This is a genomic window from Janibacter zhaoxuefangae (assembly GCF_050271985.1).
In the GTDB taxonomy this organism is placed as follows: Bacteria; Actinomycetota; Actinomycetes; order Actinomycetales; family Dermatophilaceae.
Map to the genome: position 1 here is coordinate 2,731,217 of NZ_CP189849.1, position 12,711 is coordinate 2,743,927.

14 protein-coding genes are annotated in these 12,711 nt (G+C 72.8%); 5 read left to right on the forward strand and 9 right to left on the reverse strand.

Going from position 1 to position 12,711, the window contains the following annotated elements:
• Positions 1-74 precede the first annotated feature (74 nt).
• The gene (locus ACQBAS_RS12870) at positions 75-398 is read left to right on the forward strand and encodes an ArsR/SmtB family transcription factor (protein WP_427385643.1); all 324 of its coding nucleotides are present in this window, start codon (positions 75-77) and stop codon (positions 396-398) included.
• The gene (locus ACQBAS_RS12875; RefSeq protein ID WP_427384188.1) at positions 395-880 is read left to right on the forward strand and encodes an SRPBCC family protein; all 486 of its coding nucleotides are present in this window, start codon (positions 395-397) and stop codon (positions 878-880) included. Before ACQBAS_RS12870 ends, ACQBAS_RS12875 begins: the two co-directional genes overlap by 4 nt.
• Positions 881-882: 2 nt before the next feature.
• On the opposite strand, the gene ACQBAS_RS12880 is transcribed toward ACQBAS_RS12875, so the two are convergent.
• On the reverse strand, positions 883-2,766 hold the full coding sequence (locus tag ACQBAS_RS12880; RefSeq protein WP_427384189.1) for an ABC transporter ATP-binding protein: 1,884 nt from the start codon (positions 2,764-2,766) through the stop codon (positions 883-885).
• A 135-nt stretch (positions 2,767-2,901) separates the two neighbouring features.
• On the opposite strand from ACQBAS_RS12880, the gene ACQBAS_RS12885 reads away from it, so the two are divergent.
• Both ACQBAS_RS12885 and ACQBAS_RS12890 read left to right on the forward strand, forming a co-directional pair.
• Complete coding sequence (locus ACQBAS_RS12885; protein WP_427384190.1) at positions 2,902-3,345, forward strand: MarR family winged helix-turn-helix transcriptional regulator; 444 nt, start codon at positions 2,902-2,904, stop codon at positions 3,343-3,345.
• Positions 3,342-4,685, forward strand: a complete 1,344-nt coding sequence (locus ACQBAS_RS12890; RefSeq protein WP_427384191.1) for an MATE family efflux transporter — start codon at positions 3,342-3,344, stop codon at positions 4,683-4,685. Before ACQBAS_RS12885 ends, ACQBAS_RS12890 begins: the two co-directional genes overlap by 4 nt.
• Here the strand turns inward: ACQBAS_RS12890 and ACQBAS_RS12895 are convergent.
• From ACQBAS_RS12895 to ACQBAS_RS12905, 3 genes are all read right to left on the reverse strand, one after another.
• Positions 4,666-5,460 (reverse strand): hypothetical protein, encoded by a 795-nt coding sequence (locus ACQBAS_RS12895; protein WP_427384192.1) that lies wholly within the window; start codon positions 5,458-5,460, stop codon positions 4,666-4,668. The two genes, ACQBAS_RS12890 and ACQBAS_RS12895, sit on opposite strands and share 20 nt — an antisense overlap.
• Positions 5,457-6,419 (reverse strand): 2-hydroxyacid dehydrogenase, encoded by a 963-nt coding sequence (locus ACQBAS_RS12900; protein WP_427384193.1) that lies wholly within the window; start codon positions 6,417-6,419, stop codon positions 5,457-5,459. The genes ACQBAS_RS12895 and ACQBAS_RS12900 overlap by 4 nt, the downstream gene beginning before the upstream one ends.
• A 157-nt stretch (positions 6,420-6,576) precedes the next feature.
• Positions 6,577-8,121, reverse strand: a complete 1,545-nt coding sequence (locus ACQBAS_RS12905) for a gamma-glutamyltransferase (protein WP_427384194.1) — start codon at positions 8,119-8,121, stop codon at positions 6,577-6,579.
• A gap of 191 nt (positions 8,122-8,312) precedes the next feature.
• On the opposite strand from ACQBAS_RS12905, the gene ACQBAS_RS12910 reads away from it, so the two are divergent.
• A complete protein-coding gene (locus ACQBAS_RS12910; RefSeq protein ID WP_427384195.1) occupies positions 8,313-8,951 on the forward strand; it encodes a hypothetical protein in 639 nt (212 codons plus the stop codon).
• A 28-nt stretch (positions 8,952-8,979) separates the two neighbouring features.
• On the opposite strand, the gene ACQBAS_RS12915 is transcribed toward ACQBAS_RS12910, so the two are convergent.
• From ACQBAS_RS12915 to rpsF, 5 genes are all read right to left on the reverse strand, one after another.
• On the reverse strand, positions 8,980-10,653 hold the full coding sequence (locus ACQBAS_RS12915; protein WP_427384196.1) for a hypothetical protein: 1,674 nt from the start codon (positions 10,651-10,653) through the stop codon (positions 8,980-8,982).
• A gap of 158 nt (positions 10,654-10,811) precedes the next feature.
• A complete protein-coding gene (rplI, locus tag ACQBAS_RS12920; RefSeq protein ID WP_427384197.1) occupies positions 10,812-11,258 on the reverse strand; it encodes a 50S ribosomal protein L9 in 447 nt (148 codons plus the stop codon).
• A gap of 24 nt (positions 11,259-11,282) precedes the next feature.
• Positions 11,283-11,519 (reverse strand): 30S ribosomal protein S18, encoded by a 237-nt coding sequence (gene rpsR / locus ACQBAS_RS12925; RefSeq protein ID WP_013494395.1) that lies wholly within the window; start codon positions 11,517-11,519, stop codon positions 11,283-11,285.
• A gap of 122 nt (positions 11,520-11,641) precedes the next feature.
• Entirely contained in the window at positions 11,642-12,232 is a 591-nt protein-coding gene (locus ACQBAS_RS12930; protein WP_427384198.1) for a single-stranded DNA-binding protein, read from the reverse strand.
• Between the two features lie 96 nt (positions 12,233-12,328).
• Positions 12,329-12,616 carry a 30S ribosomal protein S6 gene (rpsF, locus tag ACQBAS_RS12935; protein ID WP_427384199.1) on the reverse strand — a complete coding sequence of 96 codons (288 nt, stop codon included), beginning with the start codon at positions 12,614-12,616 and terminating at the stop codon, positions 12,329-12,331.
• Positions 12,617-12,711: the final 95 nt, after the last annotated feature.

Genomic DNA, 12,711 nt, shown 5'->3' on the forward strand with positions numbered 1-12,711 from the left:
TTGGTTGACTACGTTCACCGAAGGCAGCACCCGTGCCCACCGATCCCGACGACGACCTCCTTGACCGAGCCTTCATGGCCCTGGCCGACCCGGTCCGCCGCGCGATCATCGCCCGCCTCAGCCGCGGCCCCGCCACCGTCAACGACCTGGCGGCCCCCTTCGCGATCTCGACGCAGGCCATCTCGAAGCACATCAAGGTCCTCGAGCGTGCCGGCCTCGTCACCCGCAGCCGCGACGCCCAGCGTCGGCCGGTCCACCTCGATGCCGCGCGCCTCGAGGCACTGACCGCGTGGATCGACCAGTACCGGCTCGTGCGCGAGCGGCAGTACCGCGCGCTCGACGCCGTCCTCGCCCAGCCGTCCCCGCCCGGGGACCGACCCAAGGAGTCACCGTCATGAGCAACGCCCTGGAGATCACCGCCCCGGAGGGCACCCCCTTCCTCGAGTTCACCCGCGTCGTCGACGCCCCCCGCGAGGCCGTCTTCCGCGCCCACACCGACCCCGACCTGATCTCGCGGTGGCTCGGACCGCGACGCCTCACCATGACGGTCGAGGAGTACGACGCCCGCGACGGCGGCAGCTACCGCTACACCCACCATGACGCCGAGGGCAGCTATGGCTTCCGCGGCTGCTTCCACACGATCCGCGAGGACCTGCTCATCCAGACCTTCGAGTTCGAGGGCATGCCCGACCACGTCTCGCTCGACACGCTCCGCCTGGTCGACCTCGGCGACGGGCGCACGCGGCTCGAGGGACACAGCGTGTTCCCGTCCGTCGAGGCCCGCGACGGCGCCGTCGGCAGCGGCATGGAAGGCGGGATGGCGCAGGGCTACGAACGCCTCGAGGAGCTCCTCGGCGCCGGTGGACCCGCCGGCGCCTGATCTCAGGCGGCGAGGGTCGCGGCCAGCGTGCCCGCGGGGGCACCGGCCGCGTCGTCGCTCGCCAGCGCGGCGTAGCGCCCACCGGCGGCGACGAGGTCGTCGTGCGTGCCACCCTCGACCACGCGACCACCGTCGAGGACGACGATCCGGTCGGCATGCCGCACCGTGGGGAGCCGGTGGGCGATCGTCAGCGTCGTCCGGCCGACGGCGAGCCGGTCGAGCGCCCGCTGGAGTTCGCGCTCCGTGTCGTTGTCGAGCGCGCTCGTGGCCTCGTCGAGGACAAGGATCCGCGGGTCGCGCAGCAGCGTGCGTGCGACCGCGAGCCGCTGCTGCTCACCACCGGAGAACCGGTGTCCGCGGGCGCCGACGACCGTGTCGAGCCCCTGCGGGAGCCCGGCCACGAGATCCGCGGCCTGAGCCGTGGCGAGCGCAGCCCACAGCTGGGCCTCGGTCGCCTCCGGCCGGGCGAGCAGGAGGTTGGCCCGGATCGTGTCGTGCACGAGGTAGGTCTCCTGGGAGACGACGCCGACGAGGGACGCGAGCACCTGCGGGTCGATGTCGCGCACGTCGATGCCGTCGATGGTGACCCGCCCGGCGCTCGGGTCGTGCAGCCGCGCCAGGAGGGACGCGAGCGTCGACTTGCCGGAGCCGGTCTCGCCGACGACGGCGAGGGTCGTCCCGGCCGGGATGGTCACGTCGATGCCGGCCAGCGCGGGGGCGGCGCCGTCCGCGTATCGGAAGTCCACGCCCTCGAAGCGCACCTCGCCGACGACGAGGTCCGGATCGAGGTCGACCGGCGACGTCGGTGCGGGGACCTCGGGGACGAGGTCGAGATAGGCGAAGATCCGGCTGAAGAGGGCCATCGAGCTGATCCACTGCGCGCCGACGTTGAGCAGACCCATGAGGGGGCGGAAGATGCCCGCCTGGAGCGTCGTGAAGGCGATCAGCGTGCCGATCGTCATGCCGCCCGACGTCGCGGGCAACCCGGCGGCGAGGTAGATCAGCGCCGGGATGGCGGCGAAGACGATCGACATCGTCGCCATCCGCCAGCGGCCGGCCAGCTGCGAGCGCAGCTCGAGGCCGACGAGGTCGTGCGAGGTGGCGGTGAACTTCTCCGCCGCTGCCGGCGCGGTGCCAAGGGTCTTCGCGAGGCGGACGCCGCTGACCGACAGCCCCTCCTCGACCTGGGTGTGCAGATCGGCGAGCGCGCGCTGGCGCTGGGCGGTGATCTCGCGGCGGAGCAGGGCGACCTTCCGCGTCAGCCACACGGCCGGCGGGATCACGAGGAGGGAGAGCAGGGACAGTCGCCAGCTGAGGGCGACCATGGCCACCGCGGTGGCGACGGCGGTCGTGACGTTCGAGGCGATGGAGGTCGCGGTCGTCGTGACGACCGACTGCATGCCGGCGACGTCGTGCGTCAGGCGGGACTGGACCTCACCGCCGCGGGTGCGGGTGAAGAAGCCGAGCGACTGCCGCTGCAGGTGGGTGAAGACCCCGGCGCGCAGGTCGTGCATGACGGCCTGGCCGACGGAGGTCGAGAGCCACGTCTGGTAGACGCCGATGAGCTGGCTGACGATCGTGACGCCGAGCATGGCGCCGACGAGCGTCAGCAGGAGCGGGACGTCCTGACGGGGGATGGCGTCGTCGATGACGCCCCGCACGAGGAAGGGTTGGGCCAGAGAGACGAGCGACGTCGCGACGATGAGCGCCATGACGACGGCGACCTGGCCGCGGTAGGGACGGAAGAGGGCCGCGACGCGGCCGAAGGGGACGGGCGAGTCCTCGAGCTGGGCTCGGTCACGCGGGTCGACGCGCTGGGCGCCGCCGCCGCCGCGACCTTCGCCGCGGCCGCCGTCGGGACGGGACATGTGGGTGGACTCCATCATGAGCACCACTCCTGTTCTGCTGAGGGGGATGAGAGGCAATCCGTGGTTTCACGGGAAACGTTGTCGGGTGCTCACCTCTTAGTGAGGTAACCACACAGTGAGTCTAACGCGACGGATGGCGATAGCATTCCCTCCATGCCCACCCCCGATCGCGATGCCGCCGGCGACCTCGGCGACCTCATCCAGGAGACCGCGCGCGCCCTGCGCCGACGCTCCATGGCGCTGCTCGAGCCGTGGGACCTCGCGCCCCACCAGGCCCGGGCCCTGCGCGTCGCCGCCCGGCACGCCCCGGCCCGCCTCGGCACGATCGCCCAGCACCTGCACATCGCCCCGCGCTCGGCCACCGACGTCGTCGACTCGCTCGAGCGGCGCGGCCTCGTCCGGCGCATCCCCGACCCCGCCGACCGCCGCGCCGTGATCGTCGAACTCACTCCGGCCGGCCAGCGCCTCGACACCGAGATGCTCGAGCACCGCCGGACCGCCGCCGCGGACCACTTCTCGGCCCTCTCGGACCGTGACCGGGCCACGCTCCGCCGCATCCTCACGACCCTCGCCGACGAGCGACCTTCGCGCTCGTGAGCCAGCGTCGCGAGATCCTGCGGCTGGCCGTCCCCGCCTTCCTCACCCTCATCGCCGAGCCGCTCTTCCTCCTCGCCGACTCGGCGATCATCGGCCACCTCGGCACGACCTCACTCGCCGGCCTCGGCGTCGCGAGTGCGGTCCTGCTCACCGCCGCCGGCATCTTCGTCTTCCTCGCCTACGGCACGACGGCCGTCGTCTCCCGACAGGTGGGGGCCGGTTCCGCGAAGGGGGCCGTCGAGGCCGGCGTCGACGGCACCTGGCTCGCCATCGGCCTCGGCGCCGCTGTCGGTCTGATCACCGCGGCTGCGGCTGGCCCGTTGTGCGCGTGGCTCGGCGCCACGGGGGCGGTCCACGAGCAGGCCGTCACCTACCTGCGGATCTCGGCGGCCGGCCTGCCCGCCATGCTCGTCGTGCTCGCCGCCACGGGAGTCCTGCGCGGCCTGCAGGACACGCGGACCCCGCTCGTCGCGGCCAGCCTGGGCTTCGGCGCCAACATCGTCCTCAACCTCGCCCTCGTGCACGGGCTGCACCTCGGCATCGCCGGGTCCGCGATCGGCACGATCATCGCCCAGTGGGGCATGGCGGTCGGGCTGCTCGCCGTCCTGCTCCGCACGGCCGCGGCGACCGGCGCCAGCCTCCACCCGCACCCGGGCCGGGTCCTCGCCGCGGCACTGGGCGGCTTCCCGCTGCTCGTGCGCACCCTCGCCCTGCGCGCCGTGCTGCTGCTGACGGTATGGGTCGCGGCTGGCCTCGGCGACGTCCCGCTCGCCGCCTACCAGGTCAGCTCGACGATCTGGTCCTTCCTCGTCTTCGCCCTCGACGCCATCGCCATCGCCGCCCAGGCCCTCACCGGCAAGGCACTCGGCGCCGGGGACAAGCGCGCCGCACGGGAGGCCACGGACGTCATGCTCCGCTGGGGCATCGGGTCCGGCATCGTCCTCGGCGCCCTCGTCCTCGCCGTCCACCCGTGGCTGCCGGCCCTCTTCACCCCCGACCCGGCCGTGCGTGCCGCCATCGGCGCCGGGCTCGTGATCATCGCGCTGGGCCAACCGATCTCGGGGATCGCCTTCGTCGTCGACGGCGTCCTCATGGGTGCCGGCGACGGGCGCTGGCTCGCGTGGTCGATGGTTGGGCTCCTCGCCGCCTACGTCCCGATCGCCCTGGCGCTGCGCGCCGCCGCACCGACACTGCTCGAGGGTCTCGATCCGGCCGACGCCGCGGCGGTGAGCGTGCGTTGGCTCTGGCTCGCCTTCACCGCCTTCATGGCCCTGCGGGCCGTCGTCTTCTGGTGGCGCATCCGCGGGGACGCCTGGATGGTCACCGGCGCGCGCCGCTGACGCGGCTGTGGTCGAAGGGGGCCGAGTCAGCCGTCGCCGACGTCACCATCGAGGTCGATTCGGAGGTCGATTCGGTGGTTGATCCGGTGGTCGACTCGGCGGCCGGCTCGGCAGGCGTTCGCCGGCCCACAGCCTCGTCGATCGCCACGTCGATGACACCGAGCAACCGCATGGCCACGGCCGCGAGGTAGGACAACCCGGCCGCGAGCTCGACGCACTCCTCGAGGGTCTGCTCGAGCCGCTCCGTCGCGATCGACATCGTGCTCGGGTCGATGGAGTCCATCCCCAGGGCGATGATCGACAGCACCACCCCGACGATCAGGGCGGTGCGGGCCAGGGCGTCGACCCGGATCGCCCGCCACACCATCGGCAGCAGCGCCAGACCCACAAGGCCGACGCCCATCATCAGGAAGTCCCCCGGTGCCACCCACGGCAGGAAGGGGACGCTGATCCCGCGTGGCGCGAGGATCCCGTCCCGCAGCCGCTCGTGGACCGCGAACCGTTCGTCGAGCGCCAGCGACCCGAAGCCCGCGGCCAGCACCAGCCACGGCAGTGTCTCCCGCCGGCCGCCGCCCAGACGGCCGGTGAGGTACCCCACGAGCAGCGAGCCCATGGCCGCCAGCACGAGCACGACCGACTGCAGCCAAGTCATCGGTGTCTGCTCCGAGGCGATCCACGCCCACCACTGCGGCCACCGGGCCACGGCCAGGGCCAACGGCGCGAGGACGGCCATGGCGGCGAACGCCAGCAGGACGACCCCCTTCGCGCGGGTCATGCGACCCGCTCCACTCCGGCGACGGCGGACGCGCGCTCGACGGCCTCGACGAGTGCCTCACCAAACATGTCGGCGCCCCGGGCGAGCACCTCGTCGCGCCACCAGGCACTGTGGCCGGTCTGGAGCACGCGGCCCTCGCTGAGGAGGTCGCCGTCGAGCGCCGGGTCGAGGACGACGTCGTCGACGGCGTAGCCGCGAAGGTGCCCGGTGCGGATCGCCCCGGTGACGGCCGCCGTGTCCACAAGGACGGGGCGGCCGACGTTGACCAGGAGTGCCTGGGGGCGCAGGGCCGCGAGCGCCGCGGCGTCGATCACCGGCGGTGCACCCGCCGTCGTCGAGGCGCACACCGCGACGATGTCGCTGGCGGCGTGGAGGTCCTCGGGCGGGACCATCGCATGGCCCGCCCGGGTGGCCGCGGCCACGGCGCGCGGGTCGATGTCCGTGCCGACGACGCGCATGCCGATCCCGGTGGCGAGGCCCGCGAGCGCCGTGCCGATCCGACCCATGCCGATGATCCCCATGGTCCGTCCGCCGAGCTCGATCCCGCGCAGCGACGTGTCCGGAGCCGCGAGGCCCCGGGAGCGGTCGTGGGCGAGATGCACCCTGGCGCCCATGGACAGCGTCATGGCGAGGGCGTGCTCGGCGACGGCCCGGGTGGCATAGGCAGGGAGGCTGCTGACGGTGACGCCGTGAGCGCGCAGGGCTTCGTGGTCGAGATGGTCGAGGCCGGTGGCGTAGAGCACGAGCGAGCGCAGCCGCGGGCACCGAGCCAGCAACGCCGGCCCCAGGTGCGGCAGGGTGACGTTGGTGGTGCCGAGCACCTCGACGTCCTCGAGGAGGCGCGCGGCCTCCTCGAGGTCCGGCGCCTGCGTCCGGGTCTCGTAGTGGACCGAGGCACCACGCTCCTCCAGCCGCCGCCGGTGGTCGGCCGGCACGGTGTCGCGCCCCGCCCTGCTCAAGATCAACACTCGTGGACCCCCGCGGTCTGCACGCATCTGGTTCACACCCCCTGGTGACGGGCCGTCTGCCCTCGTCGTACAGACGTCCCACACGGGCATCGGGTTGCGACGTCCACGGCCTTCGCACGACGGTAGCCCGGCCCGACCGGGAATCGGGTCAGCCGAGCGCCGTGGCGGCCACGCGTCGCGGATCGGCCGCCGCCAGCAGGGTCCCGTCCGCGTGCCGCAGCGCGGCCCCGACTCCGCCGAAGTACATCGAGATGCCCTCGTGCTCCCGCCCGTGCCACCCACCATCTGCCACTGCCCGGGCGATGGCCGGGTCGCTCTCGTGCTCGACGAGCACACCGTCGTCGACAACGCCTCCGCCGTCGATGCGGACGTGCACGCGCGGTCGGTCGATGGCGTCCTGGAGGTGCTCGTCGTCCAGGAAGGCGGCGCCGAGGACCTGCATGAGCGCGGTCGTGATCCGGTCGGCCCCGGGGCTGCCGATGGCCAACCGCCGACCGTCCGCGGCCGCGGCGACGGTCGGGGCCATGTTGGAGGCCAGCCGCGTCCCCGGCGCGAGCGCGTGCACACCGAGCTGGTTGAGCTCGAGCTCGCCGAGGCAGTTGTTGAGCAGCAGGCCCGTCCCCGGGACCATCGCGCCCGAGCCGTAGCCCGCCGACGCGGTGATGGAGCAGGCCATCCCGGCGCCGTCGACGACGGAGACATGGACGGTGTTCGGCGAGGTGGGCAACCCGTCGAGGCCATAACGCTGCGCCGCCGCGAGCGCCGCCCAGCCGTCGGCCTCGAGGTCACGCGACCGATCGATGCGATCCGCACGGAAGGAGAGCACCCGCCGCTGGATCTCGATGACGTCCGCCCAGGTGGCCCGCTCGCCGCCGCGCTCGACGAGAGCCCCGAGCATGAGCGAGAGCATCGGGCCGCCGATCGCGGGCGGCGGGTTGGTGGCGACCTGCCACTGGCCCACGTCGACGAGCAGCGGCTGCCGCACGACCGCCTCGTAGTCGGCGAGGTCGGCGGCGGAGACGAGCCCGCCGCGTGCGTCCATGTCGGCCACGATCGCCCGAGCGATCGACCCGGTGTGGACCGACTGCCAGCCCTCGCGGGCGATGGTGTCGAAGGTCGCCGCGAGGTCGGGTTGGACGACGATGTCGCCCGTCGTCACGACCCGGCCGTCGGCGTGGTGCAGCAGCGCGTGGGTGCCGGGATCCCAGCCGTAGATCGAGTCGCCGACGAGGGCGAGATAGCTGGCCGCCGCGGCGCCCACGGGGTAGCCGTCGCGGGCGACCGCCGTCGCCGGCGCGAGGAGATCCGCCCACGGCGCCGCACCGTGACGCTCGTGCGCCCGGCCGAGGGCGGCCCAGATACCCGGGACACCGACCGAGCCGTGCCCCGCGAGGAGGGTGAGGCCGCCGCCGTAGGTCGTGGTCACCTCGCGCAGTCCGCCGCCGAAGGCCTCGGCCGGGCGATCGCGTCCGGGCATGACGATGTTGCCGTCGATGACCTCCGGGGGGCCGTCGGGCGGCCAGATGGTGATGAAGCCGCCCGCCATCGGGCTGACGATGCCGGGCTCGCTGGACATGGCCGTCGTCATCGCGGCGATGGCGACGTCGACCGCGCCGCCACCCGCGCGCGCGGCGGCGAGACCGGCGTCCGCGGCCAGCCGGTTGGGTGCCGCCACGGCGACGCGGGAAGTCATGGCAGGAGTCTGCCGCACGGGTCGTCCGTGCCTCTCGGCCGTCTCGGCGGCCAACCCTCTCGTCCGTCTCGGTGTCCGGCGCGACCCCCGCGCGGCACGCGCCACAACGACGCCCGCTCGCGACTGTGATGGAGTGGAGGCGCCGACCCGCACCGCCTCGTCCGTCACCGACCCATCAGGAAGGCCCCTCCGTGCACCCCCGTCGAACCCTTGCCACCGCCGGCCTCGCGGCCACGCTCGCTCTGGCCCTGAGTGCCTGCGGACAGGACGAGCCCACGGCCCCGACGTCATCCGCAGAGTCGTCCCAGAAGACCGGCGCCGAGGAGACCGGCGCCGATGATGCCGACACCGAGACCGCCGGCACTGACGAGGCGGCCGTGGACGAGGTCCTCCACCGCTACTGGGAGCTGTACAACCTCGACAACCCGTCCAAGCCCCCGACGGCCCAGTTCGCGGACCTTCTGACCGACGACGTCCTCGCCGAAGGCGCGGAATTCAGGAAGACGTTCCCGCAGGTCAGGGTCGAGGGTCGGGACGAGATCGTCGCCAGCGACGTGACGGTGGCCTCGAGCACACGGGCCGACGTCGAGGTCTGCTACCGGGTGCACAAGAAGTACATCGTCACGAAGGCCTACCAGAGCGCCGGTGGTGGGACCGTCAAGGCCGGGACGGACATCCGGTCGGATCACCAGGGCCGGGACGTCAAGGACGGCACCGAGTTGGTCGACCTCATCCGTTTTGAGCGCGACAGCCTGCTGGACACGTGGCAGATGGGCGGGCGCACGGTGGGCCACAAGCCCTCCTGCGACCTCGCCCCGACGTCGGACTGATCTGCGGTGGCCCGCGACCGAGGACACCTCAGCGCAGGGTCAGCCGCACCTGCCAGCTGCTGTCCGCGCCGTCCGCCGTGCCGGTGATCCCCAGTGCCGAGAACGCCTCGAGGTCGGCCCGGTCCCCCGCGTCGAGGTCCGGCGACCTCTCGGCCAGCGCCTGCAGGTCGACGAAGCCCGCGAACTGCGCGGCGTCGGCTCCCGGCACCGCCTCGGCGAAGGCGGGGTTGGTGGTCAGGCCCGAGCCGGCCGCGACGTCACGGGCGTAGCCCTGCGAGAGGGCGAGGACCGTCCGGTCGCCCGCGGCGTGGACGCGCACCCCCGTCGTCCCCGACCCCGCGAAGGCGGCCGCGACCCGGCGCGCCACGTCCGCCTCCCCGTCGGTGACGAGGGCGATCCGGGGTGTCGCGCCCGCTGTGGGCACCCCGCCGTAGGCCAGCGTCGTCTGCTCGCCGAGGAGAGCCCCGAGGTCCCGGGACGGATCCAGTCCGTACTCCTCCTCGAACCGGGTCAGGGTGTTCGCCACCTGGGGCTGGCCCTCGATGCCGTCCTCGAACTCGGACCACCAGTCCGAGAGGGCCGCGCCGAGGCCGTTGACGCTCAGGGCCGCCACGGTGTCGGCGGGCAGGTCATCGATGCCCGTCCCCGCCCGGGGCCCGGCCTCCGCGTTCGCGGGCGCCGTCGCACCCGAGACGAACCGTCCGGCCAGCTCGAGGCTGTCGGGGGTGAATCGCACGCCGGCGACGAGTCGGCCCGACTCCAGGGCGCGCGGTGCCCCTTCGCGCCCCGGCCCGGCCGCGGCCAGCGCGGCGTTGATCCGGGCGCCATCGAGCCAGACCGAGGCGACCCCGGGGTCGCCGATCCGGGCCAGATCCCCCACATAGGTGGCCGCCTCCGCGAGCGGCGCCTGCGCGGCCCGGGTCGCCATCCGCCGGGCCACCCTCGCGTCGCTCGAGCACACCGCGAAGTCGGTGCCCACCTCGCAGCCACCCCCCTTCGACGTCGACAGCGCGATCCCGGTCGCGGCCTGGTCGGCGTCGGTCACGCCGAGGACGACGAGGGGCACGGGTTCGGCACCCTTGGCTCCGGGCGCCAGCGCCACGGCGAAACGCGTCCCGAGCCACGGCTCGATGTCCTGGGCGTAGTCGGCGGCGCCCAGACCGGCCAGGTCCTTGACGCCGTCGAAGAAGCTCCGCCGCACGTCTCCCTCGTCGTCGGGCACGTCGGTGCCCTCGGGCAGGTTGCGCGCGAACCGCAGCATCGCGACCTTCTGGCTCGCGGACGGATCGAGGTCGATCCGGACGAAGCCGAGGGTGTCGGCGGGCAGCACGGACTCCGGCTGCGGGCCTCCCCCGCCGAGGGCCCGAACCCCGACGGTGCCCGCCGCGAGGGCGAGCACCCCGACCACGGCCGCCGCGACCGCGACGCCGTTCCGCACGGGGTGGCGCGGGGCTACCCCGCTGCCCGGCAGCGGGTGCGGCGTCAGCTCCCGCCACGATGCCTCCGGCCGCGGGGACTGGGTCTGCGGGGCCTGGAGCTGCGGGATCTGGGGCTGCGGGATCTGGGGCTGGGCGCCGTGGGGCGTCAGCGCAGGCGGGTCCGGGACCGGATGCTGGCGCCACCCGTCCATCTCTCGTCGCGGCCGCTCGTCCGCCTCTCCCCACAGGGGGCGGGGCTCGTAGGGCTCGTTCGGCGGTGGCATGGCGCGGACTTTCGGTCGACGGGACGTCGCGGCGTCGCCCGCCAGCCTAGGAAGAGCCCCGCTCCCGGCCCATCGGGCAAACGGCCACGCACCGGACACGCACGAAGGAGGCTGGCCCGCGCGAGCGGACCGGCCTCCTTCGTGATGTGGTGCTGGCGTCAGCCGGCGACGACCTCGAGGGTCAGCGTCGCCTGGACGTCCGGGTGCAGGCGAACGAGCGCCTGGTGGGTGCCCGTGGCCTTGATCGGCGTCGGAACCTCGATCTTGCGACGGTCGAGCTCCGGACCGCCGGCGACCTTGACGGCCTCGGCGATGTCCGCGGTGGACACGGCGCCGAAGAGGCGACCGGACTCACCGGCGTGGGCCGCAACGCGGACCGACTTGGACTCCAGGTTGCCCTTGATCGACTGGGCCTCCTCGAGCGTCTTGACGGAACGCGTCTCGCGCGCCTTCGAGATCGAGTCGACCTGCTTCTGACCGCCCTTCGTCCACGCCGTCGCGAGACCGCGCGGGAAGAGGAAGTTGCGGGCGTAACCGGCCTTGACGTCAACGACGTCGCCGGCGGTACCGAGGTTCGAGACCTCGTGCGTGAGAATGACCTTCATCGTGTTATCTCCTTCGACCCGAGATCAGCGAGCGCTGCTCGAGTAGGGCAGGAGGGCCATCTCACGGGCGTTCTTCACGGCCGTGGCGATGAGCCGCTGCTCCTGGACGGACACACCGGTCACCCGACGCGCGCGGATCTTGCCGCGGTCGGAGATGAACTTGCGCAGGAGCGCAGTGTCCTTGTAGTCGATGTTCTCGACCTTCGCCGCCTTCAGCGGGTTGGCCTTCTTCTTGGGCTTGCGCACAACGGGCTTGGCCATCGTGGTGCTCTCCTTCTTGTCATGAGAGCCCGAGCGCTGTGCTCGGGATGGGGTGGAGCTGGTGGTGTGGGGTCACGGCGCGAGCCGCGCCCCGGAGAATCCGAGTGCCTGACGATCCGGGATCAGAAGGGGGGCTCGTCGTAGGACGGCGCACTGCCGCCCCACCCGCCACCGGCAGGCTGACCGCCGGCCGGAGCACCGGGTGCCGGAGCGGCCGGGGCGCTGCCGCCCCATCCGCCGCCACCCTGGCCGCCACCCTGGCCACCGGCGCTGCCGCCGGTCGCCCACGGGTCGCCGCCCTGCTGGCCGCCGCCGCCGAAGCCGCCGCCGCCCTGTCCGCCGGAACGCTGGGTCTTGTTGACCTTCGCGGTGGCGTAACGCAGGGAGGGACCGACCTCGTCGACCTGCATCTCCATGACGGAGCGCTTCTGGCCGGACTCCTTGTCCTCCCAGGAACGGGAGACCAGGCGACCGGAGACGATGACCCGGGTGCCACGCTGCAGCGACTCGGCGACGTTCTCCGCCGCGTCACGCCACACGGAGCAGCGCATGAACAGCGTCTCGCCGTCCTTCCACTCGTTCGAGTTGCGGTCGAACTGCCGCGGCGTCGAAGCGACGGTGAAGTTGGCGACGGCAGCACCGGACGGGGTGAAGCGCAGCTCCGGGTCCCCGGTGATGTTGCCGATGATGGTGATGACGGTGTCCCCAGCCATGGCGATCCCCTTTGAGTCGGTCGGTGTCAGCTGATGCTGATGTCAGGCTTGAGCTCCAGCGAACCACAAGGGTCCGACAGGTGCCCGGTCGGAAGATCAGACGTTCGCGCGCAGGACCTTGGTCCGCAGGACGGACTCGTTGAGGTTCAGCTGACGGTCGAGCTCCTTGGCCGTGGCCGGCTCGGAAGTGAAGTTCGCGACGGCGTAGATGCCCTCGGGCTTCTTCTTGATCTCGTAGGCGAGACGACGACGGCCCCAGTGGTCGACGTTGTCGATGGTGCCCCCGTCCTTGGTGATGACGGTGAGGAACTTGTCGAGGGTCGGTGCGACCGTCCGCTCGTCGAGCTCGGGGTCGAAGATGACCATGAGTTCGTACTGACGCATGCTGTTAACCCGCCTCCTTTGGTCTGTGCGGTCACGGTCTTTCCGTGACAGGAGGGTTTGCATGTGCCCCCACGCGGGCATGACGGGGAACCGGC

Bases quoted from the DNA above. Each gene is read 5' to 3' on its own strand.
- ACQBAS_RS12870 (WP_427385643.1), top strand. From the start codon at position 75: ATGGCCCTGGCCGACCCGGTCCGCCGCGCGATCATCGCCCGCCTCAGC.
- ACQBAS_RS12875 (WP_427384188.1), top strand. From the start codon at position 395: ATGAGCAACGCCCTGGAGATCACCGCCCCGGAGGGCACCCCCTTCCTC.
- ACQBAS_RS12880 (WP_427384189.1), bottom strand. From the start codon at position 2,766: ATGATGGAGTCCACCCACATGTCCCGTCCCGACGGCGGCCGCGGCGAA.
- ACQBAS_RS12885 (WP_427384190.1), top strand. From the start codon at position 2,902: ATGCCCACCCCCGATCGCGATGCCGCCGGCGACCTCGGCGACCTCATC.
- ACQBAS_RS12895 (WP_427384192.1), bottom strand. From the start codon at position 5,460: ATGACCCGCGCGAAGGGGGTCGTCCTGCTGGCGTTCGCCGCCATGGCC.
- ACQBAS_RS12905 (WP_427384194.1), bottom strand. From the start codon at position 8,121: ATGACTTCCCGCGTCGCCGTGGCGGCACCCAACCGGCTGGCCGCGGAC.
- ACQBAS_RS12915 (WP_427384196.1), bottom strand. From the start codon at position 10,653: ATGCCACCGCCGAACGAGCCCTACGAGCCCCGCCCCCTGTGGGGAGAG.
- rplI (WP_427384197.1), bottom strand. From the start codon at position 11,258: ATGAAGGTCATTCTCACGCACGAGGTCTCGAACCTCGGTACCGCCGGC.
- rpsR (WP_013494395.1), bottom strand. From the start codon at position 11,519: ATGGCCAAGCCCGTTGTGCGCAAGCCCAAGAAGAAGGCCAACCCGCTG.
- ACQBAS_RS12930 (WP_427384198.1), bottom strand. From the start codon at position 12,232: ATGGCTGGGGACACCGTCATCACCATCATCGGCAACATCACCGGGGAC.
- rpsF (WP_427384199.1), bottom strand. From the start codon at position 12,616: ATGCGTCAGTACGAACTCATGGTCATCTTCGACCCCGAGCTCGACGAG.